Annotated in this window: 16 protein-coding genes; 4 read left to right on the top strand and 12 right to left on the bottom strand. The window is 72.8% G+C overall.

The annotated features are described in order from the left end of the window. Positions 1 to 103: 103 nt before the first annotated feature. Together MQP27_RS17755 and MQP27_RS17750 are read right to left on the bottom strand one after the other, a co-directional pair. Positions 104 to 427 carry a hypothetical protein gene (locus MQP27_RS17755; protein WP_242766162.1) on the bottom strand — a complete coding sequence of 108 codons (324 nt, stop codon included), beginning with the start codon at positions 425 to 427 and terminating at the stop codon, positions 104 to 106. Positions 428 to 592: 165 nt separating this feature from the next. Then, complete coding sequence (locus tag MQP27_RS17750; protein ID WP_242766161.1) at positions 593 to 2,848, bottom strand: ATP-dependent DNA helicase UvrD2; 2,256 nt, start codon at positions 2,846 to 2,848, stop codon at positions 593 to 595. A 123-nt stretch (positions 2,849 to 2,971) separates the two neighbouring features. On the opposite strand from MQP27_RS17750, the gene MQP27_RS17745 reads away from it, so the two are divergent. After that, positions 2,972 to 3,214 (top strand): mycoredoxin, encoded by a 243-nt coding sequence (locus tag MQP27_RS17745; protein WP_242766160.1) that lies wholly within the window; start codon positions 2,972 to 2,974, stop codon positions 3,212 to 3,214. 96 nt (positions 3,215 to 3,310) lie between these two features. On the opposite strand, the gene nudC is transcribed toward MQP27_RS17745, so the two are convergent. The 5 genes from nudC to MQP27_RS17720 all read right to left on the bottom strand — a co-directional run bounded on the left by nudC (position 3,311) and on the right by MQP27_RS17720 (position 13,808). Beyond that, positions 3,311 to 4,255, bottom strand: a complete 945-nt coding sequence (gene nudC / locus MQP27_RS17740; RefSeq protein ID WP_242766159.1) for an NAD(+) diphosphatase — start codon at positions 4,253 to 4,255, stop codon at positions 3,311 to 3,313. Positions 4,256 to 4,411: 156 nt separating this feature from the next. Further along, on the bottom strand, positions 4,412 to 5,824 hold the full coding sequence (locus tag MQP27_RS17735) for a dipeptidase (protein WP_242766158.1): 1,413 nt from the start codon (positions 5,822 to 5,824) through the stop codon (positions 4,412 to 4,414). 10 nt (positions 5,825 to 5,834) lie between these two features. After that, a complete protein-coding gene (locus MQP27_RS17730) occupies positions 5,835 to 9,383 on the bottom strand; it encodes an ATP-dependent helicase (RefSeq protein WP_242766157.1) in 3,549 nt (1,182 codons plus the stop codon). Between the two features lie 100 nt (positions 9,384 to 9,483). Further along, positions 9,484 to 13,155, bottom strand: coding sequence for a UvrD-helicase domain-containing protein (locus tag MQP27_RS17725; protein ID WP_242766156.1), 3,672 nt, complete (start codon positions 13,153 to 13,155; stop codon positions 9,484 to 9,486). A 275-nt stretch (positions 13,156 to 13,430) separates the two neighbouring features. Next, positions 13,431 to 13,808: an MGMT family protein gene (locus MQP27_RS17720; protein ID WP_242766155.1), complete on the bottom strand. Its 378-nt coding sequence runs from the start codon at positions 13,806 to 13,808 to the stop codon at positions 13,431 to 13,433. A 186-nt stretch (positions 13,809 to 13,994) separates the two neighbouring features. On the opposite strand from MQP27_RS17720, the gene MQP27_RS17715 reads away from it, so the two are divergent. From MQP27_RS17715 to MQP27_RS17705, 3 genes are all read left to right on the top strand, one after another. Continuing rightward, positions 13,995 to 16,754 carry a lysylphosphatidylglycerol synthase domain-containing protein gene (locus MQP27_RS17715; protein WP_242766154.1) on the top strand — a complete coding sequence of 920 codons (2,760 nt, stop codon included), beginning with the start codon at positions 13,995 to 13,997 and terminating at the stop codon, positions 16,752 to 16,754. A 137-nt stretch (positions 16,755 to 16,891) separates the two neighbouring features. Beyond that, positions 16,892 to 18,439 carry an alpha/beta hydrolase gene (locus MQP27_RS17710; protein ID WP_242766153.1) on the top strand — a complete coding sequence of 516 codons (1,548 nt, stop codon included), beginning with the start codon at positions 16,892 to 16,894 and terminating at the stop codon, positions 18,437 to 18,439. Positions 18,440 to 18,575: 136 nt separating this feature from the next. Beyond that, entirely contained in the window at positions 18,576 to 20,138 is a 1,563-nt protein-coding gene (locus tag MQP27_RS17705) for an alpha/beta hydrolase (protein WP_242766152.1), read from the top strand. A 59-nt stretch (positions 20,139 to 20,197) separates the two neighbouring features. On the opposite strand, the gene moeZ is transcribed toward MQP27_RS17705, so the two are convergent. The 5 genes from moeZ to MQP27_RS17680 all read right to left on the bottom strand — a co-directional run bounded on the left by moeZ (position 20,198) and on the right by MQP27_RS17680 (position 26,415). Next, complete coding sequence (moeZ, locus tag MQP27_RS17700) at positions 20,198 to 21,376, bottom strand: adenylyltransferase/sulfurtransferase MoeZ (RefSeq protein ID WP_242766151.1); 1,179 nt, start codon at positions 21,374 to 21,376, stop codon at positions 20,198 to 20,200. Positions 21,377 to 21,439: 63 nt separating this feature from the next. Beyond that, complete coding sequence (locus tag MQP27_RS17695) at positions 21,440 to 22,189, bottom strand: spherulation-specific family 4 protein (RefSeq protein WP_242766150.1); 750 nt, start codon at positions 22,187 to 22,189, stop codon at positions 21,440 to 21,442. Further along, positions 22,177 to 23,136, bottom strand: coding sequence for an NAD-dependent epimerase/dehydratase family protein (locus tag MQP27_RS17690; RefSeq protein ID WP_242766149.1), 960 nt, complete (start codon positions 23,134 to 23,136; stop codon positions 22,177 to 22,179). Before MQP27_RS17690 ends, MQP27_RS17695 begins: the two co-directional genes overlap by 13 nt. 175 nt (positions 23,137 to 23,311) lie before the next feature. Beyond that, entirely contained in the window at positions 23,312 to 24,670 is a 1,359-nt protein-coding gene (locus MQP27_RS17685) for a hypothetical protein (protein WP_242766148.1), read from the bottom strand. Beyond that, a complete protein-coding gene (locus MQP27_RS17680; RefSeq protein ID WP_242766147.1) occupies positions 24,667 to 26,415 on the bottom strand; it encodes a DUF3492 domain-containing protein in 1,749 nt (582 codons plus the stop codon). The genes MQP27_RS17685 and MQP27_RS17680 overlap by 4 nt, the downstream gene beginning before the upstream one ends. Between the last annotated feature and the right edge of the window lie 122 nt (positions 26,416 to 26,537).

Here is a 26,537-nt window from a genome sequence, read left to right as displayed (position 1 = left end):
TGTCCCGAGGCCCCTTCGCCCGTCCGTCCCGGTGATGGGACAAACAGAAGGGCCGCGGATCCCGGATGGGGTTCCGCGGCCCTGAAGGCGCCGGCCTGATTGATCAGGCTGGATCACTCCAGGGTTCTGGCCCACGGAAGGCCCACATCAGGTGGTGCTGCGTCGTCTGCTTCCGGTTTCCGGCACCAGCCGCCGTAAAGGCATAGGCCTGCGCCTGTGCCGCTACTGCTTCCAGTGCCTTCGTCGGTCGCTCATCGCGCTCACGAACGGGAAGACCCGCGAGAGACACGGAGGACGCCGGCCGGGCGGCACGAATGCCGGACAGACCGGTGCCCGGGTTGGAGGCGCCGAGCATGCACAGGGAAGCGACGACCGAGCGATCGGTCATTTTGACGGTGCTGATGGAGCTCTTCTTGATGCTGATCACTGGACTCGCCTCCTCTCGGCGTCTAGGGGGACTGGGATGAACCAGCCCGACGGATATGCAAGTAGAACACGGAATCGGGGCCTCCGAGAAGGCCTCCGTCCCCGTGGCTAAGAACCTATGGGGATTGCTGGGGCATGCGCAAACTATTTTTTCGACGAGTTTCCCTCAGCCCTCCTCGTCGCCTTCCCCGACCTCCCGGCCTGCGCAGATGGCCAGGACATCGGCCCCGTAGCGGTTGAACTTGCGCGCTCCGACGCCGGGGATCCGGGCCAGCTCGTGCTCGTCGTCCGGGACGGTCTCGGCGATCGCCATCAGCGTCTTGTCGGTGAAGACGCAGAACGCCGGCTGCCCGCTGCGCCGCGCCTGCTCGGCCCGCCACTCGCGCAACCGCTCGTACAGGCCCTCGTCCATGTCGGACGGGCAGTCCTCGCAACGCATCAGCTTCATCTCACCGGCGTCGGTGAGCGTGCGCCCGCACACCCGGCAGCGGGCCGGGCTGCGCTGGGTGCGCCGCGGGACGACGTCCGGTCTCCCGGCGAAGCCGCGCTCGACCCCGCCGGGGCCCGCCGCCGCGCCACGGCCGACGGCGGCGGTGGAACCGGGCCGCAGCCCGTCCAGGAAGCGGCTGGGGCGACGGCTCGGGCGGCCGCCGGGCGAGCGGGACAGGGACCAGGAGACATGGAGGCGCTCGCGGGCACGGGTGACACCGACGTAGAGGAGGCGGCGCTCCTCCTCGATCTGCTCGTCGGTCTTTGCGTAGGTGATCGGCATCATGCCCTCGGCGACGCCGACCAGGAAGACGACGTCCCACTCCAGGCCCTTGGCCGAGTGCAGGGAGGCCAGGGTGACGCCCTGGACGGTCGGGGCGTGCTGGGCGTTCGCCCGCTCGTCCAGCTCGGCGACGAGGTCACCGAGGGTGGCTCCGGATCCGGCGGCGGCGAAGTCCTGCGCGAGGTTCACCAGGGCGGCCAGGGACTCCCAGCGCTCTCTGACCGCGCCGGACCCGGCCGGGGGCTGCGATGTCCAGCCCTCCCCCGACAGCACGGCACGCACCTGGGAGGGCAGGTCGACGGCGTCGTCGAGCAGGGAGTCGTTGCCGCCGAAGCGGGCCGCGCCGCGCAGGGCGACGATGGCCCTGCGCACCTCGGGCCGGTCGAAGAACCGCTCGGCGCCGCGCAGTTGGTAGGGCACCCCGGCGTCGGAGAGGGCCTGTTCGTAGGTCTCGGACTGGGCGTTCGTGCGGAACAGGATCGCGATCTCGGCCGCGGGGACGCCCGCGTCGATGAGCTCGCGGATGCGGCGGGCCGCGCCCTCGGCCTCGGCCGGCTCGTCGACGTACTCGGTGTAGCCGGGCTCGGGGCCCGCCGCGCGCTGGGAGACCAGCTCCAGGCGGTGGTCGGCGGCGCGGCCGCGGGCCTGGGCGAGGAGGCCGTTGGCGAGGTGGACGACCTGGGGGGTGGAGCGGTAGTCGCGGACCAGCTTGACGACGGTGGCGCCGGGGTGGCGGGTGCGGAAGTCGAGCAGGTGGTCGGGGGTTGCGCCGGTGAACGAGTAGATCGTCTGGCTGGCGTCGCCGACCACGCAGAGGTTGTCCCGCTCGCCGAGCCACAGCTCCAGCAGGCGCTGCTGGAGCGGGCTGACGTCCTGGTACTCGTCGACGACGAAGTGCTGGTACTGGGCGCGGACCTGTTCGGCGATGTCGTGGCGGTCCTGCAGGACGGCCACGGTGAGCAGCAGGACGTCCTCGAAGTCGATGACGGAGCGGTCCCGCTTGAGGTCTTCGTAGACGGAGTAGAGCTGGGCGATCTCGGCCGGGTCGCGGGGTGCCTCACGGCCGGCCTTGGCGGCGGCCGCGGCGTAGTCGGCGGGGACGGTCTGGGTGACCTTGGACCACTCGATCTCGGCGGTGACGTCCCGCAGCTCGCCCCGGTCGAGGCGGATGCGGCAGGCGGCGGCCGCGTCGGCGACGAGCTGGATCTTGCGGTCGACGAGCCGGGGCATGGAGCCGCCGACCGCTTTCGGCCAGAAGTACTGGAGCTGGCGCAGGGCCGCGGAGTGGAACGTGCGGGCCTGGACGCCGGCGGCGCCGAGCTGCCGCAGCCGGCCGCGCATCTCTCCGGCGGCACGGTTGGTGAAGGTGACGGCCAGCACGCTGGAGGGCTGGAGGATCCCGGCCCGCACCCCGTAGGCGATCCGGTGGGTGATCGCCCGGGTCTTGCCCGTGCCGGCGCCCGCCAGCACGCACACCGGGCCCCGCAGGGCGGTGGCCACGGCGCGCTGCTCGGGGTCGAGCCCCTCGAGCACCGCGTCGGCCGATGCCGGAACCTGCGGGAAGAGCGTGGAGTGCGTTGCTGCTGTCACACGGCCATGCTGCCAGGTCGCCCGAGACGGGCGCGTCGGTTGTCCACAGGCAGGCACCATTAGTCGTACCAATGCGGCAGGCGTCACGTCGGTCGGGGCACCGCGTGTGGGAATGGTGGCTCTTTCAAGTACGTTCCCCCACTGCGAGCACCGATCCCCCAGCAGCTGAGGAGAGCGAGAGACATGCCGGGCACTGTGACGATGTACAGCACCACGTGGTGCGGCTACTGCCGTCGGCTGAAGAGCCAGATGGACCGCGAGGGCATCACGTACAACGAGATCAACATCGAGCAGGACCCGGAGTCCGCGGCGTTCGTGGAGAAAGCGAATGGCGGAAACCAGACGGTCCCGACCGTGCTGTTCGCCGACGGTTCGACGCTGACGAACCCGTCGCTGGCGCAGGTGAAGCAGAAGATCGGCGCGTAGTCGCTCCGCGGTTTCGCACGGAAGGCGGTCCCTGAGTTCGTCTCAGGGACCGCCTTCTCGCTTGTGGTCACTGTGGTCGCTTGTGGGGCGAGCGCCTCAGACGAAGCTCCGCGTCGGCAGCGGCTTGCCGTACCACATCTCGATCAGGCGGGCCGCGATGGAGATGCCGTAGGGCGGCAGGACCTCGCCGGACTCGAAGGCGGCGCCCAGTTCGTCGCGGGAGAACCAGCGGGCCTCGTGGATCTCGTCGCCGTCGACATCGATCTCGGTCGAGGTGGCGTGGGCCATGAAGCCGAGCATCAGGCTGGACGGGAACGGCCAGGGCTGGCTGGCGACGTACTCGACCTGGCCGACGGCGATGCCGGCCTCCTCGAAGACCTCGCGGCGCACCGCCTGCTCGATGGACTCGCCGGGCTCGACGAAGCCGGCCAGCGTCGAGAAGCGGCCCTCCGGCCAGTGCACCTGACGGCCGAGCAGGATGCGGTCGTCTGCGTCGGTGACGGCCATGATCACGGCGGGGTCGGTGCGCGGGTAGTGCTCGGCGCCGCAGGCGGGGCAGCGGCGGATGTGACCGGCCGCCGCGATCACCGTGCGCTCGCCGCAGCGGGAGCAGAAGCGGTGGGTGCGCTGCCAGTTCTCCAGGCCGACCGCGTGCACCATCAGGCCCGCGTCGCGGGGTGAGAGGAGCAGCCCGGCCTCGCGCAGGCCCGCGGCGCGCGCGGACTGGTCGATCCGTCCGGGCAGCGCGTCCTTCTGGAGGGCGAAGTAGCTGACGCCGTCCTCGTCGATGCCCAGGAAGTAGCGGTGCGCCTCGGTCAGGGGGGCTTCGAACGAGGGGGTCATGACGAGTTCGGTGCGGCCGTCCGCCGTCTCGTCGATGAGGACCTGGCCGCCGGAGACCACGAAGCAGCGCGTCGTGGGGTGGCTCCAAGCCGCCGCGAGCCAGGCCTCGTCGAGGCGGTGGTGGGCGGCGCGGTCGATGCCGCTCGGGGCGGTGAGCGAGATGGGGCGGTTGGCGGTGTGGTCGGTCCAGGTGGTCACGGGTGCTTCCAACTCCCCCAGTGGAACGGATTGTTTCGGCGGGCGGTTCGGCGGGACGTGCGGTGGGAGGCGGCCGGGTCCGGTGGGGTCGGGCGGTGCGGGGCGGCCCTTACAGTGTGCTCCCCGCGCGCTGCCGCTGCGGACGGCGCCGGGTGCTCAGGGCGCATGGCGCCAGTTCTCCGCGAGGTCGCCCCACAGGTACGCGGTGGTCTCGACGCCCTTGAGCAGCAGGTCGAGCTCGACCTTCTCGTTCGGCGCGTGCCAGCCGTCGGACGGCACGGAGATGCCCAGGAAGAGCACCGGGGCACCCAGTACCTCCTGGAGGTCGGCGGCCGGGCCGGAGCCGCCCTCGCGGGTGAAGCGGACCGGCTTGTCGAAGGCGCGCCCCATGGCGCGGGCGACGGACTGCAGGGCCGGGTGGTCCAGCGGCGTCAGGCACGGGCGCGTGGCGGCGCCGAACGTGATCTCGTGCCGGATCCCGGCGGGAACCTGCTCGGCGGCCCACGCGCGGACGGCCTTCTCGACGTGGTCCGGATCCTGGCCGGCGACGAGCCGGAAGGAGAGCTTCACCATCGCCGAGGACGGGATGATCGTCTTGCTGCCGGGGCCCTGGTAGCCGCCGCCGATGCCGTTGACCTCGGCGGTGGGGCGGGCCCAGATGCGCTCCAGGGTGCTGTGCCCCGCCTCGCCCTGGGCGGCGTACGACTTGGCGGTGCGCAGCCACTGCCGCTCGTCGAAGGGCAGTTCGGCGAAGAGTTCGCGCTCGCGGTCGGTGAGCTCGACGATGCCGTCGTAGAAGCCGGGGACGGCCACGCGTGCGTGCTCGTCGTGAAGGGCGGCGACCAGGCGGGCGACCGCGGTGGCCGGGTTGGGCACGGCGCCGCCGAAGGAGCCGGAGTGGATGTCCTGGTCGGGGCCGTGCAGCGTGATCTCGCACTCGGCGAGGCCGCGCATACCGGTGCACACCGTGGGGGTGTCCGCGGACCACATGCCGGTGTCGGAGACGATCACGGCGTCGGCGGCGAGCCGGTCCGCGTGCTGCTCCACCAGCGCGCGGAAGTGCGGGGAGCCGGACTCCTCCTCGCCCTCGATCAGCAGCTTGAGGTTGACGGCGGGGGCGGTGCGGCCGGTGGCGGCGAGGTGGGCGCGGACGCCGAGTGTGTGGAAGAACACCTGGCCCTTGTCGTCGGCCGCCCCGCGCGCGTGGAGGCGGTTCTCGCGGACGACGGGCTCGAAGGGTTCGCTGTCCCAGCCGTCCTCGCGGGCGGCGGGCTGTACGTCGTGATGGCCGTAGACCAGGACCGTGGGCGCCTCGGGGTCGGCGGCGGGCCACTCTGCGAACACGGCGGGGGCGCCCGGGGTGTCCCAGACCTCGGTGGCCGGGAAGCCGGTCTCCCGGAGCTTGGCGGCGAGCCAGTCGGCGCTGCGGCGTACGTCGGCGGCGTGGTCGTGCTGGGCCGACACGGACGGGATGCGCAGCCACTCGGCGAGGTCGTCGAGGAAGGCGGCGCGGTGCTGCTCGATGTACGTACGGACGGCGCTGACGACGCTGTCAACGGGATGGCTCATGGTCACGAGCCTATCGGCCCGCACCGACATCCTCGGTGGGCGGTTCCTCACAGTTTGCTTGTGCGTTCGGCTCCCCCAGCAGCAGCCGCTCCAGTGCCGCCCGGTCCGGCAGGTCCGCCGGTCGTACAACCTCACCCGTGCGTACGTACAGGAACGCCGCATTGACGGATTCCAGGGGAACGCCCTGCTGCTCGGCCCAGGCGAGCCGGTAGATGGCGAGCTGGAGCGGGTCGGCGGTGCGGTTGCGGCTGGTCTTCCAGTCGACGATCTCGTACGTCGTCCCGTCGCCGTCGCCCTCCTTGTAGACGGCGTCGATCCGGCCCCGGACCACGCGGCCGGCGATGGCGAGCTGGAAGGGCGCCTCGACGCGGTGGGGCGTGCGGTGCGCGTACTCGGTGCGTTCGAAGGCGTCCTTGAGTGCCTCCAGGTCACGCTCGTCGGCGATCTCGGCCTCGCTGCCGGGCAGCTCCTCCGGCTCCAGCACGGGCAGGGTCAGCTCTTCGAAGCGGGCCTCGACCCAGGCGTGGAACCGGGTGCCCCGGCGCGCGGCCGGCTGCGGGGGGCGCGGCATGGGGCGTGCGAGTTCCCGTGCGAACCCGTCCGGGTCGGCGGCCAGCCGCAGCACCTGGGAGGCGGTGAGCGAGGCGGGCAGCGGCACGTCGGTCACGGCTTCACGCGCGCGCAGGAGCTCACCGGTGAGCGCGTCGAGGTCGCGGTCCCAGGAGGCGAGGGTGCGGGCCTCCTCCGGGGTGAGGCGGGCGGGGGCGACCGGTCGCGAGTACGCCGGCCCGCCCTCCGGGGTGCGCCCGGTGCCGGCACGCGCGCGTACGCCCGTCTCCTCGGCGGGCTCCGGAGCGGCCGCCTGGTGCGGCACGCTCGGGCGGTCCGCCGACCAGGTGTCCCAGTCGTCCGGCTCGCCCTCCCGGAACGGGTCCTCGTCGTAGGGCGGTTCCTCGTCCTCGTACACCGGATCCTCGTCGTCCGGTGGCGGAGGCCACTCCGGGTCCTCGTGCTCGTCCGGGTCGTGTACGGCGGTGGGTTCGCCGTCCTGGTGGGCGGCGAGGTCCTCCAGGTGGGCGAGGACGGTTGCGGCGGCCGCCCGGCGGCGGGCGAGGGAGGCCTCGTCCAGGGGCAGGGGCCAGACCTGCTCGGCGCTCGCCGCGTGCAGTGCGGGGTTCTCCTCGTCCTCGGCCGGCTCGTCCGCCCAGGCCTCGATCTCGCCGTAACCCCGCTCGCAGTGCTCGTACAGGGCGAGCAGGAAGTCGGACGGGCCGCGCGGCTTCTTCTGGGTGGGGCCCCACCAGTGGCCGGAGCCGAAGAGGAGGGAGCGGGGGCGGGTGAAGGTGACGTAGCCGAGGCGGAGTTCCTCGGTGTGCTGGTGCTCCTTCATGGCCTCCTGGAATGCCTTCAGGCCGCGTGAGTCCCAGGCCTCGACGTCGGGCAGGGTGTCGGCGTCGCCGCGCAGCTCGTGCGGCAGCACCTTGCCCTGGGCGGTCCACTTCTCGCGGCCCTGGGTGCTGGGGAAGGTGCCGGTGACCAGTCCCGGGACGGCGACGACGTCCCATTCGAGGCCCTTGGACTTGTGCGCGGTGAGCACCTTGACCGTGTTCTCGCCGCCCGGCAGCGCGTTGTCGAGGCCCTTCTCGTACTGGGCGGCGGTGCGCAGGAAGCCCAGGAAGGCGAGCAGGGTCGCCTCGCCGTCGCCGGCGGCGAAGGAGGCGGCGATGTCGAGGAAGTTGGAGAGGGTCTCGCGGCGGCGGGCGGCCAGCGCGTGCGGGGACGCCGACAGCTCCACCTCCAGGCCGGTGACGGCGAGGACGCGGTGCAGGACGTCCATCAGCGGGTCGGACAACGACCGGCGCAGATCGCGCAGTTCGGTGGCGAGGCGGGCGAACCGCACGCGCGCGTCCGGCGAGAACGGCAGCCCGTCGTCCTCCTGCTCGGCGTCGAGCGGCAGCTCCAGGAAGGTGTCGAGGGCGTCCGCCAGCGATATCACCTCGGACGGGTCGACCCCCTCGACGGCCTCCGCCAGCCTGCGGTCCCGGTCCTCCTCACCCTCCACGCGCGCGTGGGCGACGAGCCGCCGGGCGCGCCTGCCGAGCAGGGCGAGGTCGCGCGGGCCGATGCGCCAGCGCGGGCCGGTCAGCAGGCGGACCAGGGAGGCGTTGGCGCCGGGGTCCTGGAGGACCTCGCAGACGGCGACGAGGTCGGCGATCTCGGGCAGGTGCAGCAGCCCGGACAGGCCGACGACCTCGACGGGGACGTCCCGGGCGACGAGCGCGCCCTGGATCTCCGCGAAGTCGGTCGCCGTACGGCACAGGACGGCGATCTCGCCGGGTGCCGTGCCAGTGTTCACGAGGTGGGCGATCGAGTCGGCGAGCCACTCGATCTCCTCGGCGTGGGTGGTCAGCAGCGCGCAGCGGACCGTGCCGTCACGCTCGGCGCCGGGAGCCGGGCGGAGGGCCTGCACGCCCGCGTGCATGGCGCGCAGGGGCTCGGCGAGGCCGTTGGCGAGGTCGAGGAGGCGGCCGCCGCTGCGGCGGTTCTCGCTGAGCGCCTGCCGGGTGGCGGGGCGTCCGTCGGGGTGGGCGAAGTGCTCCGGGAAGTCGTCCAGGTTGGCGACGGAGGCGCCGCGCCAGCCGTAGATCGCCTGGCAGGGGTCGCCGACCGCGGTCACCGGATGCCCTGTGCCGTCGCCGAACAGGCCCGCCAGGAGGACGCGTTGGGCCACCGACGTGTCCTGGTACTCGTCGAGCAGGACCACCCGGAACTCGTCGCGCAGGATGCGGCCCACCTCGGGAAGCTGCGCGAGCTGCGCGGACAGGGCGATCTGGTCGCCGAAGTCGAGCAGGTCGCGCTCGCGCTTGGCGGCCCGGTAACGCACCACCAGGTCGGCGAGTTCACGCCGGGCCGCGGCCGCCTCGGGCACCTTGCGCAGGGCGTCGTTGGTGAGCTTGGCCCCCTCCAGGGTGCGCAGCAGCCCGGCGTCGTACCGGCGCAGGTCCTCCGGTCGTACGAGGTGCTCGGCGAGTTCGGCGTCGAGGGCGAGCAGGTCGCTGACCAGGTCGGCGAAGGAGCGGGTGAGGGCGGGGTAGGGGCCGGGGGACTCGCGCAGGACGCGCGCGGCGAGCTGGTAGCGGGTGGCGTCGGCGAGCAGCCGGGAGGTGGGTTCGAGGCCGATGCGCAGGCCGTGGTCGGTCAGCAGGCGGCCCGCGAAGGCGTGGTACGTCGAGATCACCGGCTCGCCCGGCGGGTTGTCGGGGTCGATGGCGTCGGGGTCGGTGACGCCGGCCTTGACGAGCGCCTTGCGGACGCGCTCGGCGAGTTCGCCGGCCGCCTTGTTGGTGAAGGTGAGGCCGAGGACCTGTTCGGGGGCGACCTGGCCGGTGCCGACCAGCCACACCACGCGTGCCGCCATCACCGTGGTCTTGCCCGACCCCGCTCCGGCCACGATCACCTGCGGGGCGGGCGGCGCGACGATGCAGGCCGTCTGCTCCGGGGTGAACGGGATCCCGAGGAGCTCCTTGAGCTGATCGGGATCGGTGATACGAGGCGGCACGTCAGAGAGGCTAGCGGCGGCCACTGACAGCGGCGGACAGATCGGCCTCGGGGTGAGGAGAAACGCAGGTCAGCACGGGTGGTGTCGTCGATCACCCGGGTCACTCGACCACGTGCCGCCCTTCGGGCCGGGCGCTGCACGACGCCCGGAACGCGCAGTGTGTGCAGTGTTGTCCGGCGGTCGGGGTGAACCGTTCGTCGAGGACCTTGCCGGCCGCGGTCGCCAGCAGTTCGCCGACCCACTCCCCCTCCAGCGGCTCCTGGGCCTGCACCTTGGGCAGTGTCTCGCCGCCGTCGCGCTGGGCGGCGCCCTGGCGCAGCTGGACCAGTTCGGCGCCGCCCGGCTCGGGGCGCACCCCGTCGAAGGCCTCGTCCACGGCGCCCTCGCGGACGGCGAGCTGGTAGACCGCGAGTTGCGGATGGTGCTCCACCTCGCGCGCGGTGGGCGCCTGTTTGCCGGTCTTGAAGTCGACGACATAGGCGCGGCCGTCGCCGTCCGCCTCGACGCGGTCCATCTGGCCGCGGATGCGCACCTCGTAGTCGCCGGCTTCCAGGGTGACGTCGAAGTCGTGCTCGCTGGCCACCGGCGTGCGTCCGGTGCGGTCCATGACGTGCCACTTCAGGAAGCGTTCGAGCGCCACGCGCGCGTTCTCCTTCTCCTGCGCCGACTTCCAGGGCGCGTCGAAGGCGAGCGCGTTCCACACGGAGTCGAGGCGCTCCATGAGGACGGCGAGGTCGGCCGGGGTGTGCCCGGAGGCGACCTCGTCGGCGAGGACGTGCACCACGTTGCCGAAGCCCTGGGCGGCCGTGGCGGGCGCGTCGGCCTTCACCTCGCGGCCCAGGAACCACTGCAGGGCGCAGGTGTTGGCGAGCTGGTCGAGGGCGCTGCCGGAGAGCACGACGGGCTGGTCGCGGTTGCGCAGCGGCACCTTGGACTCGGTCGGGTCCCACATGCCCCACCAGCGGTAGGGGTGGGCCGACGGGACGAGCGGGCGGCCGTCCTCGTCGGCGAGCGCGGCAAGCCGGGCCAGCCGGTGCGCGGCGGCCTCCCTGAGGGTGTCGGAGACGCGCGGATCGACGGTCGTGGCGCGCAGTTCGGCGACGAGCGCGGCGACGGACAGCGGTCGGCGGGGGCGGCCCGTGACGTCCTTGGGTTCGACGCCGAGTTCGGTGAGGAAGCGGGAGGGCTGGTCGCCGTCGTCGGCGGGGGCCTTCACGGCGGTGACGACGAGCCGTTCACGCGCGCGCGTGGCGGCGACGTAGAACAGGCGGCGTTCCTCGGCGAGCAGCGCCCCCGGGGTGAGCGGTTCGGCGAGTCCGTCGCGGCCGATGCGGTCCGCCTCCAGGAGCGAGCCGCGGCGGCGCAGGTCGGGCCACAGGCCCTCCTGGACGCCCGCGACGACGACCAGGCGCCACTCCAGGCCCTTGGAGCGGTGCGCGGTCATCAGGCGTACGGCGTCGGGGCGTACGGCACGCCGGGTGAGGGTGTCGGCGGCGATGTCCTCGGCGTCGATCTCCTCCAGGAAGTTGAGGGCGCCCCGGCCGCCCGTGCGCTCCTCCGCGCGCGCGGCGGTCGCGAACAGCGCACACACGGCGTCCAGATCGCGGTCGGCGTTGCGTCCGGCCGCGCCGCCGCGCCGGGCGGACCGCTCCAGGCGCCCGGGCCAGGGAGTGCCCTCCCACAGCTCCCACAGCGCCTCCTCGGCCGTGCCGCCGCCGGCGAGGCGCTCCCGGGCCTTGCGCAGCAGCGCGCCGAGCCGCTGGGCGCCACGCGCGTACGCGGGGTCGTGCACGGCCAGGCGCTCCGGCTCGGCCAGCGCCCGCGCGAGCAACTCGTCCGAGGGCGGCGGCAGGGCGTTGCCGGCGGCCCGCTCCTCGTCCCGCAGGGCCCGCCCGAGCCGACGCAGGTCCGCTGCGTCCATGCCGCCGAGCGGGGAGGCGAGGAGGGTGAGGGCGGTCTCGGTGTCGAGCCAGCAGGGGGCCACCGCACCGGCTGAGCCGCCTTCGCCGCCGTCCACTGAATCGGTCGCGTCACGCCCGCCACCGTCCAGCGCCTCAGCCGCGTCACCTTCGCCGCCGTCCACTGGCGCAGCCGCGTCGCGCTCGTCGCCCTCTGGCGCCTCACGCTCGTCGCTCGTTGGCGCCTCAGCCGCGCCCCGCTCGCCGCCGTCCAGCGACTCAGCCGCGCCGCCTTCGCCGCCGTCCACCGGCTCAGCCGCGTCACGCTCGCCGCCCTCTGCCGCCTCAGGCGCGTCGCGCTCGTCGCGCCCTGGCGCCCCAGCAGCGCCGTCCTGGCCACCATCCGGCGTGTCTTGCCCGCCCTCCGCCGCCGGTGCCACGTCCGCGCCCTCGCCACGCGCGCGTGGGCCTGCGTCGGCCGCCTCCGCCGTGGCCACCGCCCGTAGGGCCGTCAGCAAGGGCGCGACAGCCGGTTCGTGGCGCAACGGCAAGTCGTCGCCGTCTATGTCCAGGGGGACGCCCGCGGCCGTGAGCGCGCGGCGCACCGTCGGGATCGTCCGGGAGCCGGCCCGCACCAGGACGGCCATCTCGCGCCAGGGGACGCCGTCCTCCAGGTGCGCGCGGCGCAGGATGTCGGCGACGTTGTCCAGTTCCGTGCCGGCCGTCGGGTACGTGTACACCTCGATGCGGCCGCCGTCGCGCACCGGCGCGAGCTCGCGGTGCGCGCGTACCTTCTCCGCCGGGAGCCGGGTCAGCGGCATGCGCTGGGTGAGCAGCCGGGTCCCGGCCAGCAGCGCGGCACCGGATCGGCGGGAGGTGCGCAGAACCTCCACGGGCGCCGGGCTGCCGTCCACGCGCGTGAAGGCGTGCGGGAACTCCAGGATGCCGTTCACGTCGGCGCCCCGGAAGGCGTAGATCGACTGGTCCGGGTCGCCGTACGCGACCAGGGTGCGCCCCCCGCCCGCGAGCGCGTGCAGCAGCCGTACCTGCGCCGCGTCCGTGTCCTGGTACTCGTCCACGAGTACGGCGTCGTACTGCGCGGCGAGCTTCTCGGCCACCTCGGGGCGGCGGGCGAGGAGGACCGCGCGGTGGACCAGTTCCGCGTAGTCGAGGACGCCCTGGAGGTCGAGGACGTCGAGGTACTCGGCGAGGAAGGCGGCCGCGGCACGCCAGTCGGGACGGCCGATGCCGCGCGCGAAGGCATCCAGGGCGCCCGGGTCCAGGCCCAGCTCACGGCTGCGCGCGAGGACCGCACGGACCTCGTCGGCGAAGCCGCGGGTGGTCAGGCACGCGCGCAGGTCGTCCGGCCAGCGCACGTGCGCGAGGCCGAGCCGCTCCAGGTCGGGCTGCCCGGCGAGCAGTTCACGGACGGCGACGTCCTGCTCGGGGCCGGACAGCAGCCGCAGCGGCTCCACGAACAGCTCGCTGTCCTGGTGGGCGCGGACCAGGGCGTAGCAGAAGGAGTGGAACGTCGTCGCCCAGGGCGCGCGGGCCGCCCCCATGCGCAGCGCCATGCGGTCGCGCAGCTCGACGGCCGCCTTGCGGCTGAACGTCAGCACCAGGATGCGCTCGGGATCCCCGCCGCGGGCGATCCGTGCCGCCACCGACTCGACGAGCGTGGTGGTCTTTCCGGTGCCCGGACCTGCGAGGACGAGCAGCGGACCATCCTTGTGGTCAACCACGGAGCGCTGTGCGGCGTCCAGACGAGGGGGATCCGGTCGGGCCGGTGGGGTACGGACCAGTCGGTAAGCGCCACGGTTCCCCTGCCGCACCTGGGGGTGCGGCAGGCGCCTGGTGGAGGAAGAGGAGCTCACGTGGTTCGCCGGTCCTGGTGGTCGTACTGGTTGTCGGACCACCGCGCGTGCAGGGCGGTGATCTGGGGGTGAGGGGGACTCGTGCAGCCGACGCTACGCCGACGGGCGTTGCGGAAGCAGGGCTTCCCCTTCTTCCCCTCCTTCTCTTTCCGCCCGTACGGCACTCGCGACACGCGGGTCCCTCGCCTCACGAACGTACGGCATGCCACGGATGTGCCCCTGTTCCCCCGTACGGAGCACAGGTCACACACGGGGCCGCCGGATGGCGGAAGCTGTCAGGTGTGACCCTCCGCGCGTTCGCCGCCGTCCCAGCGCGCCCGCCTCATGTCGAGGCGCGGCAGGTGGCCCTCGGCGGCCCGGCTCGCCTCCTTCAGGGGCGTGCCCTCGGCGCGGTAGTGGTCGACCGCCTCGAGTTCGTGCCCCGGGAGCAGGACGCCGTCCGAGCGGACGACGCGCCACCAGGGGACGGCTCCGCCATAGAGGGCCATCACCCGGCCGACCTGCCGCGGGCCGCCCTCTTCCAGCCATTCGGCCACGTCCCCGTACGTCATGACACGCCCGGGCGGGATCAGTTCGGCGACCTCCAGGACGCGCTCGGCGTACTCGGGCAGCGCGTCGGGGCGGTCCTCGGGCGGCAGGCTCTCCTCGCTCATCCGTCCCATCCTGCCGCACCCCACCGACAGTGTGACGGGCCCGCCACCGTGCGTATCCCTCGCCCCGGGGCGGCGCTTCGGGCAGACTGTGCGCCCCCGCCTTTGCACCCTGATGCCCCCGTGTGTCGGTGGGGCATGCCACCATCATGCGGGCGGTGACCGGTGATACGAGATCAAGAAGAGACGATGAAGCAGCAGGGTGTGCAGCCGGAGGACGCGCAGAGCGCCTCTGACGCTTCGTCGCGCCCGGACACCGGCACCGAGGACCCGGAGACGGCCGAGAACGCCGCGCCCGGCACGCGCGCGGAGGACGCGTACAAGGACGACGCGGACTGCCTCGACGAGGCACACGCCGACGAGGTCGAGGGCGACGAACCGCTGCTCCCCGCGCGCGTGCACCGCCCCTCCGACCTGATGCGCCTCTTGGTGGGCCTGCTGGCCGTCGTCATACTGCTGGCGATCGCCGCCTTCGCGCACGGCACCACCTCAGGGCTCGAACAGGACATCAACAAAGGCACCGGACAGGCGCCCGACCTGCTCATCAAGATCGCCGGCCTGGCCTCCAGCATCGCGATCCTGCTGGTGCCGGTCGCGTTCGCGATCGAGCGGCTGATCAAGCGCGACGGGCTGCGCATCGCCGACGGCGTGCTCGCCGCGGTCCTCGCGCACGGCGTGACCCTGGCCACGGACCTGTGGGTCGCCAAGGCCGCCCCCGACTCCATCCAGGAGGCGCTCACCCAGCCCTCCCCCGGCGACATCCACGCGCTGACCGACCCGGTGCACGGCTATCTCGCCCCGGTCATCGCGTACATGACCGCCGTCGGCATGTCCCGGCGGCCGCGCTGGCGCGCGGTGCTGTGGATCGTGCTGCTCCTGGACGCGTTCTCGATGCTCGTCACCGGCTACACCACACCGTTCTCGATCATCCTGACGGTGCTGATCGGCTGGAGCGTGGCCTACGGCACGCTGTACGCGGTGGGCTCCCCCAACGTCCGCCCGACCGGGCGGACCCTGATGGCGGGCCTCAGGCACGTCGGCTTCCGCCCGGTGAGCGCCGCGCGCGAGGAGATGCCGGAGAACCCGGAGACGGGCGACCGCGGCCGGCGCTACTTCGTCACCCTGGAGGACGGCCCGCCGCTGGACGTCACGGTGGTCGACCGGGAGCAGCAGGCGCAGGGCTTCTTCTACCGCGCGTGGCGCAATCTGACCCTGCGCGGCTTCGCCACCCGCAGCAGCCTCCAGTCGCTGCGCCAGGCCCTGGAGCAGGAGGCGCTGCTCGCGTACGCGGCCATCGCGGCCGGCGCCAACGCGCCCAAGCTCATCGCGACCTCGGAGCTCGGCCCCGACGCCGTCATGCTCGTGTACGAGCACACCGGCGGGCGCACCCTCGACTCCCTCGCGGACGACCAGATCACCGACGAGCTGCTGCACGACACCTGGCACCAGGTGCGCGCGCTCCAGTCCCGCCGGATCGCGCACCGCAGGCTGGTGGGTGACGCGATTCTGGTGGATCGTTCCGGCACGGTCATCCTCACCGACCTGCGCGTCGGCGAGATCGCGGCCGGCGATCTGCTCCTGCGCATGGACGTCTCGCAGCTCCTGGTGACGCTCGGCCTGCGAGTGGGCGCCGAGCGCGCGGTGGCGTCCGCGGTGAGCGTGCTCGGCCCGGACGCGGTGGCCGACTGCCTGCCCATGTTGCAGCCCATCGCGCTCAGCCGCACCTCCCGCGCGACTCTGCGCAAGCTGGCCCGGGAACGCGCCCAGCGGGAGCGTGAGGCGGTCCTGGAGGCGTCCCGGCAGGCCAAGCAGGCCCGCCTGGAGGCGGCCGGGGACGACCACACCAGGCCCGTACTCGAAAAGCCCGACAAGAAGGCCGTGCGGGCCGAGCAGCGGGCCGAGAAGCGGGCCATCGACGAGGCGCTCGACGAAGCGCGCGAGGAGGACCTGCTCAGCCAGATCCGGCACCAGGTGCTGCTGATCAGGCCGCAGGCCCCGGTCGAGCCGGCCCGCCTGGAGCGGGTGCGCCCGCGGACGCTGATCAGTTTCATCGCGGGCGCGATCGGCGCGTACTTCCTGCTGACGCAGCTCACCCACATCGAGTTCGGGCCGCTGATCGAGAACGCCCAGTGGGGCTGGGTGCTGGCGGCCGTGGTGTTCTCGGCGGCCAGCTACTTCGCGGCGGCGATGGCGCTGCTGGGGTTCGTGCCCGAGCGGGTGCCGTTCCTGCGGACGGTGGCGGCTCAGGTGGCCGGGTCGTTCGTCAAGATCGTCGCGCCGGCGGCGGTGGGCGGCGTCGCGCTCAACACGCGCTTCCTGCAACGCTCCGGGGTCCGTCCGGGCCTCGCGGTCGCGAGCGTCGGCGCCTCGCAGCTGTTCGGGCTCGGCTGCCACATCCTGATGCTGCTGTCCTTCGGCTATCTGACCGGCACCGAGAAGACGCCGTCGCTGTCACCGTCCCGGACGGTCATCGCGGGTCTGCTGACGGTGGCGGTGCTCGTCCTGGTGGTCACCTCGGTGCCGTTCCTGCGCAAATTCGTCGTCACGCGCGTGCGCTCGCTCTTCGCCGGTGTCGTGCCGCGCATGCTGGACGTGCTGCAGCGGCCGCAGAAGCTGGTCACCGGCATCGGCGGCATGCTCCTGCTGACCGCCTGCTTCGTGATGTGCCTGGACGCCTCGATCCGCGCGTTCGGCCAGCAGGGGACCTCGCTGAGCATCGCCAGCGTCGCGGTCGTCTTCCTCGCCGGCAACGCGCTCGGCTCGGCGGCCCCGACCCCGGGCGGCGTCGGCGCGGTCGAGGCCACCCTGACGGTCGGTCTGATCGCCGTCGGCCTCCCCAAGGAGGTCGCGGCCCCCGCCGTCCTGCTGTTCCGCCTGCTGACCCTGTGGCTGCCCGTCCTCCCCGGCTGGCTGGCCTTCAACCAACTCTCCCGCAAGGGCTCGCTCTAGTACGGCCGTTTCCGGTACGTCCGCTTCTGCCGCGTCCGCTTCCATTACGTCCGTTCTGGTACGACGGCTGTACGCGCGCGTACCTCATACGGCCCGCGCCCCGAGCGCCCCGCCTCGGGCGACCGCAGGATGGAGGCATGCCGAAGCCTCCCCGCGCGCGTGCCGCTGCCCTGACCGCCACCGCCGTGCTGCTGTCCTCCGTGCTGGCGGCCTGTAGCGGCGGCGACTCCAAGGACGAGGACCTGTCGGCCCAGAAGCTGGACTGGAAGGACTGCACAGCACCTTCCCAGGCGGAGGGCGGCGGTGATGCCCCGTCACCGCTGCCGAATGGCACGAAGTGGCAGTGCGCCACCATGAAGGCGCCCCTCGACTGGAACAAGCCCAAGGGCGACACGATCGGCATCGCCCTGATCCGGGCGAAGACCAGCGGCAGCGAGAGCACGCGCATCGGCTCGCTCGTCTTCAACTTCGGCGGCCCCGGCGGCTCGGGCGTCACCACGCTGCCCGCCTTCGGCGAGGACTACGCGAAGCTGCGCACCCGCTACGACCTGGTCAGCTTCGACCCGCGCGGAGTCGGCCGCAGCGCCCCCGTGAAGTGCGAGAGCGACCAGCAGCTCGACTCCTACTTCCAGCAGGACGCGACCCCCGACGACGCGGCCGAGCGCACCAAGCTGCTGGACAACACCAAGGAGTTCAACGCGGCCTGCGAGAAGAACTCCAAGAAGGTGCTGGCGCACGTGCGCACCACCGACGCGGCCCGCGACATGGACCTCATGCGGCAGGTCCTCGGCGACGACAAGCTGTACTACTTCGGCATCTCCTACGGCACCGAACTCGGCGGCGTCTACGCCCACTTGTTCCCGAAGAAGGTGGGCAGGGCCGTCTTCGACGCGGTCGTCGACCCGACGCAGGACGCCGAACAGGGCTCCCTCGGCCAGGCCAAGGGCTTCCAGCTGGCGCTCGACAACTTCGCCGAGGACTGCACGTCGAAGACCGAGGACTGCCCGATCGGCGACACCGCCCAGGACGTGAAGGACCGTATCGCCAAGCTGCTGGCGGACCTCGACAAGAAGCCGATCCCGGGAATCTTCCCGCGCGAGCTGACCCAGACCGCCGCGACCAACGGCATCGCCCAGGCGCTGTACTCGAAGGACTTCTGGCAGTACCTCACAGAGGGCCTGGAGCAGGCGTACGACGGGGACGGCAAGATCCTCCTCGCCCTGTCCGACTCGATGAACGGGCGCAGCGAGAACGGCGAGTACAGCAACATCACCGCGGCCAACATCGCCATCAACTGCGCCGACGACAAGTCCCGGTACGACTCCGCATACGTCGAGCGGAAGCTGCCGGAGTTCCGGGCCGCCTCGCCGCTGTTCGGCGACTTCCTGGCCTGGGGAATGGTGAGCTGCACCGACTGGGCCGTCGCGGGCGCCGCCGAGCATCCCGACGTGAGCGCGGCCGGCTCGGCGCCGATCCTCGTCGTGGGCAACACCGGCGACCCGGCCACGCCGTACGAGGGCGCGCGGAAGATGGTGGACGCGCTGGGCAAGGGCGTGGGCGTCGAGCTGACCTACAAAGGCCAGGGGCATGGCGCCTACGACAGCAAGAACAAGTGCGTGCAGAGCGCGGTGAACGGCTATCTGCTGGACGGGAAGGTACCGGCGGCCGGAACCGTCTGCTCCTAGTGACCAACCCCCATTCCGGATAAACGTGCAGGTCAGAAGGTTATCCACAGGCCGACGCAGTTCCGGTTGGATTTGCCTACCATGGCCTGACCGCCGTCTGCTGCTCGGTGCGGACGGCTCACACGGGGGGAAGCACATGGCACGAATCGCACGCTGGGCGGCTCTGGGGGCGGCCGCCGGACTACTGGTGGCGGGCTGCAGCAGCGGCTCGTCGTCCGACGGCGGGGACGCAAAGGGGGGTGGGAGGACGAGCGGGGCCGCTTCACCGACGACCGGCTCCTCCGGCACGACCGCCGCGCTGCCCTCCTCCCTGACCGCGCAGAAACTCGCCTGGGGACGCTGCAAGGCCACCGCGGACTCCGCCGCGCCCGGCGGCGACTGGCAGTGCGCCACGCTCAAGGCGCCACTGGACTGGTCGAAGCCCGAAGGCGAGACGATCGGCCTCGCGCTGATCCGCTCGAAGGCGACCGGCGGCGACCGCATCGGCTCCCTGCTGTTCAACTTCGGCGGTCCGGGCGGCTCGGGCGTCGACTACATGCCGTCGTACGCACCCACCGTCTCCAAGCTGCACGAGCGGTACGACCTGGTCAGCTGGGACCCGCGCGGGGTGGGCGCCAGCGAGGGCGTGCGCTGCCGCAGCGACGAGGCGATCCAGGCCGCCGAGGACATCGACGCCACACCGGACACGCCGGCCGAGGAGAAGGCGTACTTCCAGGACGCCGTCGACTTCGGCAAGGGCTGCCAGAAGGCCGCCGGGAAGCTGATGGCGCACGTCTCGACCACGGACACGGCCCGCGACATGGACCTGATGCGCCAGGTGCTGGGCGATTCCAGCATGCACTACTTCGGCATCTCGTACGGCACCGAACTGGGCGGCGTCTACGCCCACTTGTTCCCGAAGAAGGTCGGGCGGCTGATCCTCGACGCGGTGGTCGACCCGAGCGCCGACTCGGTGGGGCACGCGGAGAACCAGGCCAAGGGCTTCCAGCGCGCGCTGGACGACTATCTGAAGTCGACCGGCCAGAACCCGAAGCAGGGCACCCAGAAGATCGCGGATCTGCTGAAGCGGCTCGACGCCAAGCCGCTGCCTACCTCGTCCGGGCGCGAGCTGACCCAGTCGCTCGCGGTCACCGGCATCGTCCTGCCGCTGTACAGCAAGTCCGGCTGGCCGACGCTGACCAGCGCCCTGGACGCGGCGGAGCAGGGTGACGGCACGGAGCTGCTGGCGCTGGCGGACGGTTACAACGAGCGCGACGACTCGGGGCACTACGGCACGACGACCCACTCGCAACGAGTCATATCGTGCCTGGACGACAAACAGCGGCCGACAGCGGAGGAGACGAAGAAGCGGCTGCCCGCGTTCGAGAAGATCTCGCCCGTGTTCGGGGACTTCCTCGGCTGGGACTCGGCCGGCTGGTGCCACGACTGGCCGGTGGCCGGGCAGTTCGACACCCCGGAGGTGAGCGCCCCGGGTGCGGCACCGATCCTGGTGGTCGGCAACACCGGCGACCCGGCAACGCCGTACGAGGGCGCCCGCAAGATGGCCGACGAACTGGGCAAGGGCGTCGGCGTGGAACTGACCTGGAAGGGCGAGGGACACGGTGCGTACGGCAGCGGGAGCGACTGTGTCGACTCGACGGTGAACGCGTATCTGCTGAACGGCACGGTGCCGGACGACGGCAAGGTCTGCGCCTCGTAGGGGCGACGACGAGGGGCCCGGCACCCACGGTGCCGAGCCCCTTCCCGGAAGGCCTGTGCCTAGTAGACCGGCTTGTGCGGTTCGATCTGGTTGACCCAGCCGATCACGCCGCCGCCCACGTGCACCGCGTCGGCGAAGCCGGCGGACTTCAGGACCGCGAGGACCTCGGCGCTGCGGACGCCCGTCTTGCAGTGCAGGACGATCTTCTTGTCCTGCGGGAGGCCCTCCAGGGCGGTGCCCATGAGGAACTCGTTCTTCGGGATCAGCTTGGCGCCCGGGATGGAGACGATCTCGTACTCGTTGATCTCGCGGACGTCGATGATCTCGATGTTCTCGCCGTCGTCGATCCACTCCTTGAGCTGCTTGGGAGTGATCGTCGAGCCGGCGGCCGCCTCCTGGGCCTCCTCGGAGACGACGCCGCAGAAGGCCTCGTAGTCGATGAGCTCGGTGACGGTCGGGTTCTCGCCGCAGACCGCGCAGTTCGGGTCCTTGCGGACCTTGACCTGGCGGTACTGCATCTCCAGGGCGTCGTAGATCATCAGGCGGCCGACGAGGGGCTCACCGGTGCCGGTGAGGACCTTGATGGCCTCGGTGACCTGGATGGAGCCGATGGACGCGCACAGCACGCCGAGGACGCCGCCCTCGGCGCAGGAGGGGACCATGCCCGGCGGCGGGGGCTCCGGGTAGAGGCAGCGGTAGCAGGGGCCGTGCTCGGACCAGAAGACGGAGGCCTGGCCGTCGAAGCGGTAGATCGAGCCCCACACGTACGGCTTGTTCAGCAGTACGCAGGCGTCGTTGACCAGGTAGCGGGTCGCGAAGTTGTCGGTGCCGTCGACGATCAGGTCGTACTGGCTGAAGATGTCCATCACGTTCTCGGCCTCGAGCCGCTCTTCGTGGAGGATCACGTTCACGTACGGGTTGATGCCCAGGACGGAGTCGCGGGCGGACTCGGCCTTGGAGCGGCCGATGTCGGCCTGGCTGTGGATGATCTGGCGCTGCAGGTTCGACTCGTCGACCTCGTCGAACTCCACGATGCCGAGCGTGCCGACGCCCGCCGCGGCCAGGTACATCAGCGCCGGCGAGCCCAGGCCGCCGGCGCCCACACAGAGCACCTTGGCGTTCTTCAGCCGCTTCTGCCCGTCCATCCCGACGTCGGGGATGATCAGGTGGCGGGAGTACCTGCGGACCTCGTCTACGGTGAGCTCAGCAGCTGGCTCGACCAGGGGTGGCAGCGACACGGGGACTCCGTTGATCGGTCAATCACTACAGTTGTTCTCCCTGTAACACTGCCATGGCCTTCTTCATTCCGAGACACCCGTCCCGATGCGCGAGACGATTTCGTCCCAGTAGCCGGGCAGGGTCTCCCAGGGGTCGCCGCGCCCGCCGCGGTCCGTGCGGTCGGTGAAGTAGATGGTCGACGCGCCCTGCCAGCGGGCGATCCGCAGCGCCTCCTCCAGGTGCGGTCGGGGCACCCCGTGGACGAAGTGACAGAACCGCTCGGGGGGATACTCCGCGGTCCACTCGGCCACCTGCGACCAGCGGTAGTCGCTCCACGGCCCGGAGAAGGTGACCAGCTGGTCGGCGCTCTCGGCGTAGCCGGGGTGGGGGTGGGTGCCGTGACCGAGGACGACGTGGGCGTCGTCCCGGATCGCCCGCAGGGTGGTGACCGTGCGGCGGATCTCGGGGAGCGAGGTCCGCTCGGTCGGGCAGCGGTCCAGGAGGAAGCCGTCGACCTGGTACCAGTCGAGGTAGCGGTTCGCGTCGGAGACGATCTCGCCGAAGCCGCGGGCCCCATAGGTGGAGTCGAGGTGGCCGAGGACACGGACGCCCGCGTTGCGCAGCCGGCCGGCCGCCTCCAGACAGTGCGGGTCGGGACGGCTGCCGGGGCCGTCGGCGACATTGAGGACGACCCAGTGCAAGGGGGTTCCGGGGCGGGTGAGTTCGCCCCATTCGGTGGGCGCGAGCAGGGGGTGGGCGTAGCCGGGGACGCCGAGGCCCGTGCGGACGTCGGTGCTCGCGGTACTGGTCCTGGTGCTGGTCACATACGGCATGCCGCCTCCATCCAGATGTCGGCGAGGGATTCCTCGAGGTTGATCCGGGGCCGCCAGCCGAGCCGGTCGCGTGCGGTGCGCACGTCGGCCTGCTGCCAGCTGCCGCAGCCGTCGGGGTACGGGTACGCGACCGGGGCCGCGTGGTCGGATTCGCCGCGCGGGTGGCCGATGGACGCCCGCAGCGGGCCGGGCGGGCCGTCGAGTTCGTGCAGGGCGCCGCCGTATCCGGCCACGCGCGCGAGGGTCGCGGCGGCGTCGCGCAGCCGGACGGCGCGTCCGGAGCCGATGTTGATGACGCCCTGGGCGGCGGAGAGCGAGGCGGCGTGCACGGCGCGCGCCACGTCGCGTACGTCGATGAAGTCGCGCTGCGCGCCGAGGCCGGCCAGCTTGAGCTCGCCGTCGCCGGACTGCATGGCGCGGCGCATGGCCTCGGCGAGACGGCCGAGCGGGGAGCCGGCGGGGGTGCCGGGGCCGGCCGGGGAGAAGACGCGCAGCACCACGGCGTCCAGGCCGGAGCCGAGGACCAGTTCGGTGGCGGCGAGCTTGCTGACGCCGTACGGGCCGCCGGGGCGCGGCACGGCGTCCTCCGCGGTGGAGGAGCCGGGCTGGCTGGGGCCGTACTCGGCGCCGCAGCCGATCTGCACCAGCCGGGCACCGCAGCCGCTGCGGCGCAGGGCCTCGCAGACGGTGGCGACGGCGACGGTGTTGTGCCGGGCGAGTTCGCGGGCCCCGCCCCGGGTGGCTCCGGCGCAGTTGACGACGACGCCGGGGTGCACCGCGTCGAGGAAGCGGGTGAGGGCGCCGGGGCTGCCCGAGGCGAGGTCGAAGCGGACGTCGGCGTCGTCGCCGCGGCCGAGTGCGGTGAGCTGGACGGCCGGGTCGGCGAGGAGGCGGTCGGCGACGAAGCGGCCGAGGTAGCCGTTGGCTCCGATCAGCAGGACTCTCATCGGGCGGCTCCCGGGGCCGAGGCTTCGGGTCGGGAGGTGATCATCTGGGGTTCTCCTTCAGAGGGGGTGATGCCGTTGCCTCGGGCGGCGGGACCGGGCGCCTCGGGCTGGGTTCGTCGGGCGGCGGAGAGCGTGTGGGCGCGCTCCCGCGAGGGCCCCTGGAGCGGCTGCCGCGTCAGCACGGCCGGTCCGCCGTGGCGTGGGCGGAGGCCCGGGTGAGGGTGCGGGCCGCGTGGACGAGCAGGGTCAGCGCGGCGGCACCGCAGACGAGGGCCGGGACGCTGCCGGGGCCCCATGCCCCGACCAGGGTCTCCACGGGGGTGGCGAGGAAGCCGCAGCCGGGGAGGCGGCCCGCGAAGACGGTGACCAGGGCGGTCGCCTCGGCCGTGGCCGCGGCGGTGAGGACGATCGCCGGGGCGTGGGTGAAGCCGTGCGTGGTGAGCATCCGGGCGAGAAGCAGCAGGGCGCCCAGGGTGACGGTCTGGGCGTACGCGGCGTTCTCGCCCAGGACCGTGGCGCACAGGGCGAGCAGGGCGGCCAGGGCGCACAGGTGGAGGGCGAACGTGCCGAGCAGCAGCGGTCGTACGGAGTCGGCGAACTCCTCCAGGCCGCGGCTGGCGGCGAGTCTGCGGCGGGCGCGTACGGCGAAGAGATGGGCGCACCAGGCCGCGGGGGCGCAGGCCCAGGCGAGGGCCAGGACGGGGGCGGTGGCGAGGGGCCAGGGGCCGTCGGCGGCGCCGGTGGGCAGGGCGTCGGGGCCTCCGGCGACGGCCGCGCGCAGGAGTCCGTCGCCGAGGGCGGCGTAGGCGAGGAGCCAGTAGGTCCAGATGCGGGTGGAGGGGGCGTGCGGGGCGGGTCCGGACGCCGTGCGGTCGCTCGCGGAGAGGGGGCCGCGGGAGAGCGCGGCGCGCAGGGCGAGGGCCACGGCGAGGACGCCTGCGACGGCCACGAACGCGCGGGCCTGTCCGTGGGTGAGCCGCAGACCGGCCGCGGTCGCGGTGCCCAGCGCGCCGGGGAGGAGGGTGAGCAGGGCCCAGCCGGTACGCGCCTGGAGTGCCGGGGCGGCCGCCGGGGTCGGCACGGCCTCCTCGTCACGGGCGGCGCGCGCGAACATCTCCTCGGCGAGGGAGAAGACGTCCCGGTGCCGGAACCGCGCCGCGGTCCGGTCGGTGACACCGTGCGCCTCCAGCCCGGCCGCGATCTCCAGGGGGTCCACGGCCCGCTCGCACAGCTCCCGGTGACGGTGCATCAGGGCTTTCACGGGGTCGGCGGCGGTACGACGGGGGGCCGACGGCTGCCGACGAGCGGGGGCTGCGGCGCCACCGCGCGCATCATCGCCGGCACGCGCGCGTGCACTCGCCTCGCCCTTCTCACGCCCCTCACGCCCCCCACGCGCCCCCGCGCTCGCGTCCTCCGCCACGCGCCCCGGCTCACGCGCCTCGGCGCCCTCCGCGATCCACTCCTCCGAGCGCTCGTCCCACGCCCCCGGGCTCTCGGGCGTCCCGGGCCTGTCCAGTTCCCCGAGCCCGCTCATCGCGCCCCCTCCACGGCCGACTCCGAAGCCGTCGCCCGAACCGGCGTCCCCGGAGCCCCCGGAGCCCCCGGAGTCCCCGGAGCCCCTGCCGCCCACCCCGGCCCTCCCCGCGCCACCACGCGGGCGTTCGCATCCGTCCAGCGGCCGGGCACATGCGCCTCGGCGGGAGCGGCGAACGGCAGGGGCTCTCCCGTGTCGTCGAGGACGACCCGGCGTACCGGGGTGTGCGACACGATCTCCAGGTAAATGCCGTGAAATGCCGTGGTGTTCTGCTCGACGGTGAACAGTTCGAGCGCACGCGCGCGTGCGGCCGCGCCCAGGCGCTCACGGCGCTCGGGGTCGCGCAGCATCGCCACGCACGCCTCCGCGAGCGCCCGCGGATTGCGCGGCGGCACGACGAGCCCCGTACCGCCGATGACCTCCACGACCGCGCCGACGTCCGTGGAGACGGTCGCGCGCCCGCAGAACATGGCCTCGACGAGGCTGATGGGGAAGCCCTCGACCACGCTGGACAGCACGGTCACGGCGCCGGCGGCGTACGCGTCGGCGAGTGTCGGCAGCTCAGGGCCGCCGATCTCCTCGAAGCAGACGGGGTTGTCGCCGACGGAGTGCAGCCCCTCCGCCTCGTCGGGGAAGAGCTGGGCGGCGAGGGACCGGCAGTGGCCGAGGTAGGCCTCGCCCTCGGCGCCGACCGGGGTGCCGACGATCCGCAGCCGCGTCTTCGGCTCCTCCTTGCGGACCTCGGCGAAGGCGTGCAGCAGCGACACCAGGTCCTTGGCGGGTTCGACGCGGCCGACCCAGACCAGGGTGTCGGGGTCCGCGCACTCCGTGGACTCCCCCACCTCGGCGAAGTGGGAGGCGTCCATGCCCGGGTAGACCGTGCGGAGCTTGGCGCGGTCGGCGCCGCAGCGTTCCTGCCAGCGGCGCGCGTGCGCGTTGCCGGGGGTGATGACCGCGGCCCGGGTGTAGATCTCGGTGGCGAGCCTGCCGTGGAAGGCGGCGAGCAGCGACCGTACGGCGGGCGGCGCGTCCGTGGAGGCGAGGTAGTGCGAGCGCAGCCGCACGCCGTACTCGGTCAGCAGCAGCGGTACGCCCGAGAAGTGGTGGGCGAGCAGCCCCGGCAGGGCCGCCGGGCCGCCCGAGGTCGCGTGGCACAGGTCGACCTCGTCGAGGCCGCCGTCCTCGTACCAGTCAAGCGAGAGGGGGCGCAGGGCGCGTTCCAGGTGCGCGGCGACGGCGAGCAGATCCGGTACGCGCGCCTCGCGCGCCGTCTGCAGCGCGCCGGGCGCACGACAGGCGCGCTCCAGGGCGCGCACGGCGCGTTCCGAACGGAGTGCGCCCACCAGGCCGCCCTCGTCGCGGGCGAGTTCGGCGAGCCCGTACAGAGCGCTGCTGAAACGGTCCGCCTCAGCGGCGGACGTCTCCTCGGAGACGCCGTAGGCATCTGCGGCGCTCCCCCGGCTCAACACGCCCGCCAGCTCGCCGTAGCACTCGTCGAACCTCCGGCGCGCCCGGCGCCCGTACACCACGCCGTCTTCCTCGGCCGCCCACAGCGGCGCTGTCCGCACCCGGCCGACCTGGCGCGGCAGAGGGACCCAGCCCTCGTCCTCCTGGCGCTCGCTGCGGCTGAGCGCGTAGATGTCGAACTCGTGCTGCCCGAGCCCGCGCACGAGCCGGTCGCACCAGAGCCTGGCGTCACCGCTCACATACGGATAGCCACCCTCCGTAAGCAGTCCGATGCGCACGCGCGCACCCCCGATCTCCCGTTTGGGGAGCCGCCGTTGACCCGACGGCTCGCAGCGGGAAGAACGTATGCGGACAAGGCGGTGGCGCGACGGACGGTTGTCCATCGCGCCACCAAAAGGGG

The sequence above is a fragment of the Streptomyces cylindrosporus genome, assembly GCF_022698165.1.
Lineage (GTDB): Bacteria > Actinomycetota > Actinomycetes > Streptomycetales > Streptomycetaceae > Streptomyces > Streptomyces cylindrosporus.
Note: the sequence above shows the minus strand (reverse complement) of the source record. Positions and strands in the feature narration are given on the sequence as shown.

What these genes read in the sequence shown, in the direction of transcription:
- MQP27_RS17750 (WP_242766161.1), bottom strand. Translation starts at nt 2,848, where the DNA reads ATGGTGCCTGCCTGTGGACAACCGACGCGCCCGTCTCGGGCGACCTGG.
- MQP27_RS17715 (WP_242766154.1), top strand. Translation starts at nt 13,995, where the DNA reads ATGAAGCAGCAGGGTGTGCAGCCGGAGGACGCGCAGAGCGCCTCTGAC.
- MQP27_RS17745 (WP_242766160.1), top strand. Translation starts at nt 2,972, where the DNA reads ATGCCGGGCACTGTGACGATGTACAGCACCACGTGGTGCGGCTACTGC.
- MQP27_RS17710 (WP_242766153.1), top strand. Translation starts at nt 16,892, where the DNA reads ATGCCGAAGCCTCCCCGCGCGCGTGCCGCTGCCCTGACCGCCACCGCC.
- MQP27_RS17720 (WP_242766155.1), bottom strand. Translation starts at nt 13,808, where the DNA reads ATGAGCGAGGAGAGCCTGCCGCCCGAGGACCGCCCCGACGCGCTGCCC.
- MQP27_RS17735 (WP_242766158.1), bottom strand. Translation starts at nt 5,824, where the DNA reads ATGAGCCATCCCGTTGACAGCGTCGTCAGCGCCGTCCGTACGTACATC.
- MQP27_RS17690 (WP_242766149.1), bottom strand. Translation starts at nt 23,136, where the DNA reads ATGAGAGTCCTGCTGATCGGAGCCAACGGCTACCTCGGCCGCTTCGTC.
- MQP27_RS17695 (WP_242766150.1), bottom strand. Translation starts at nt 22,189, where the DNA reads ATGCCGTATGTGACCAGCACCAGGACCAGTACCGCGAGCACCGACGTC.
- MQP27_RS17705 (WP_242766152.1), top strand. Translation starts at nt 18,576, where the DNA reads ATGGCACGAATCGCACGCTGGGCGGCTCTGGGGGCGGCCGCCGGACTA.
- MQP27_RS17685 (WP_242766148.1), bottom strand. Translation starts at nt 24,670, where the DNA reads ATGAGCGGGCTCGGGGAACTGGACAGGCCCGGGACGCCCGAGAGCCCG.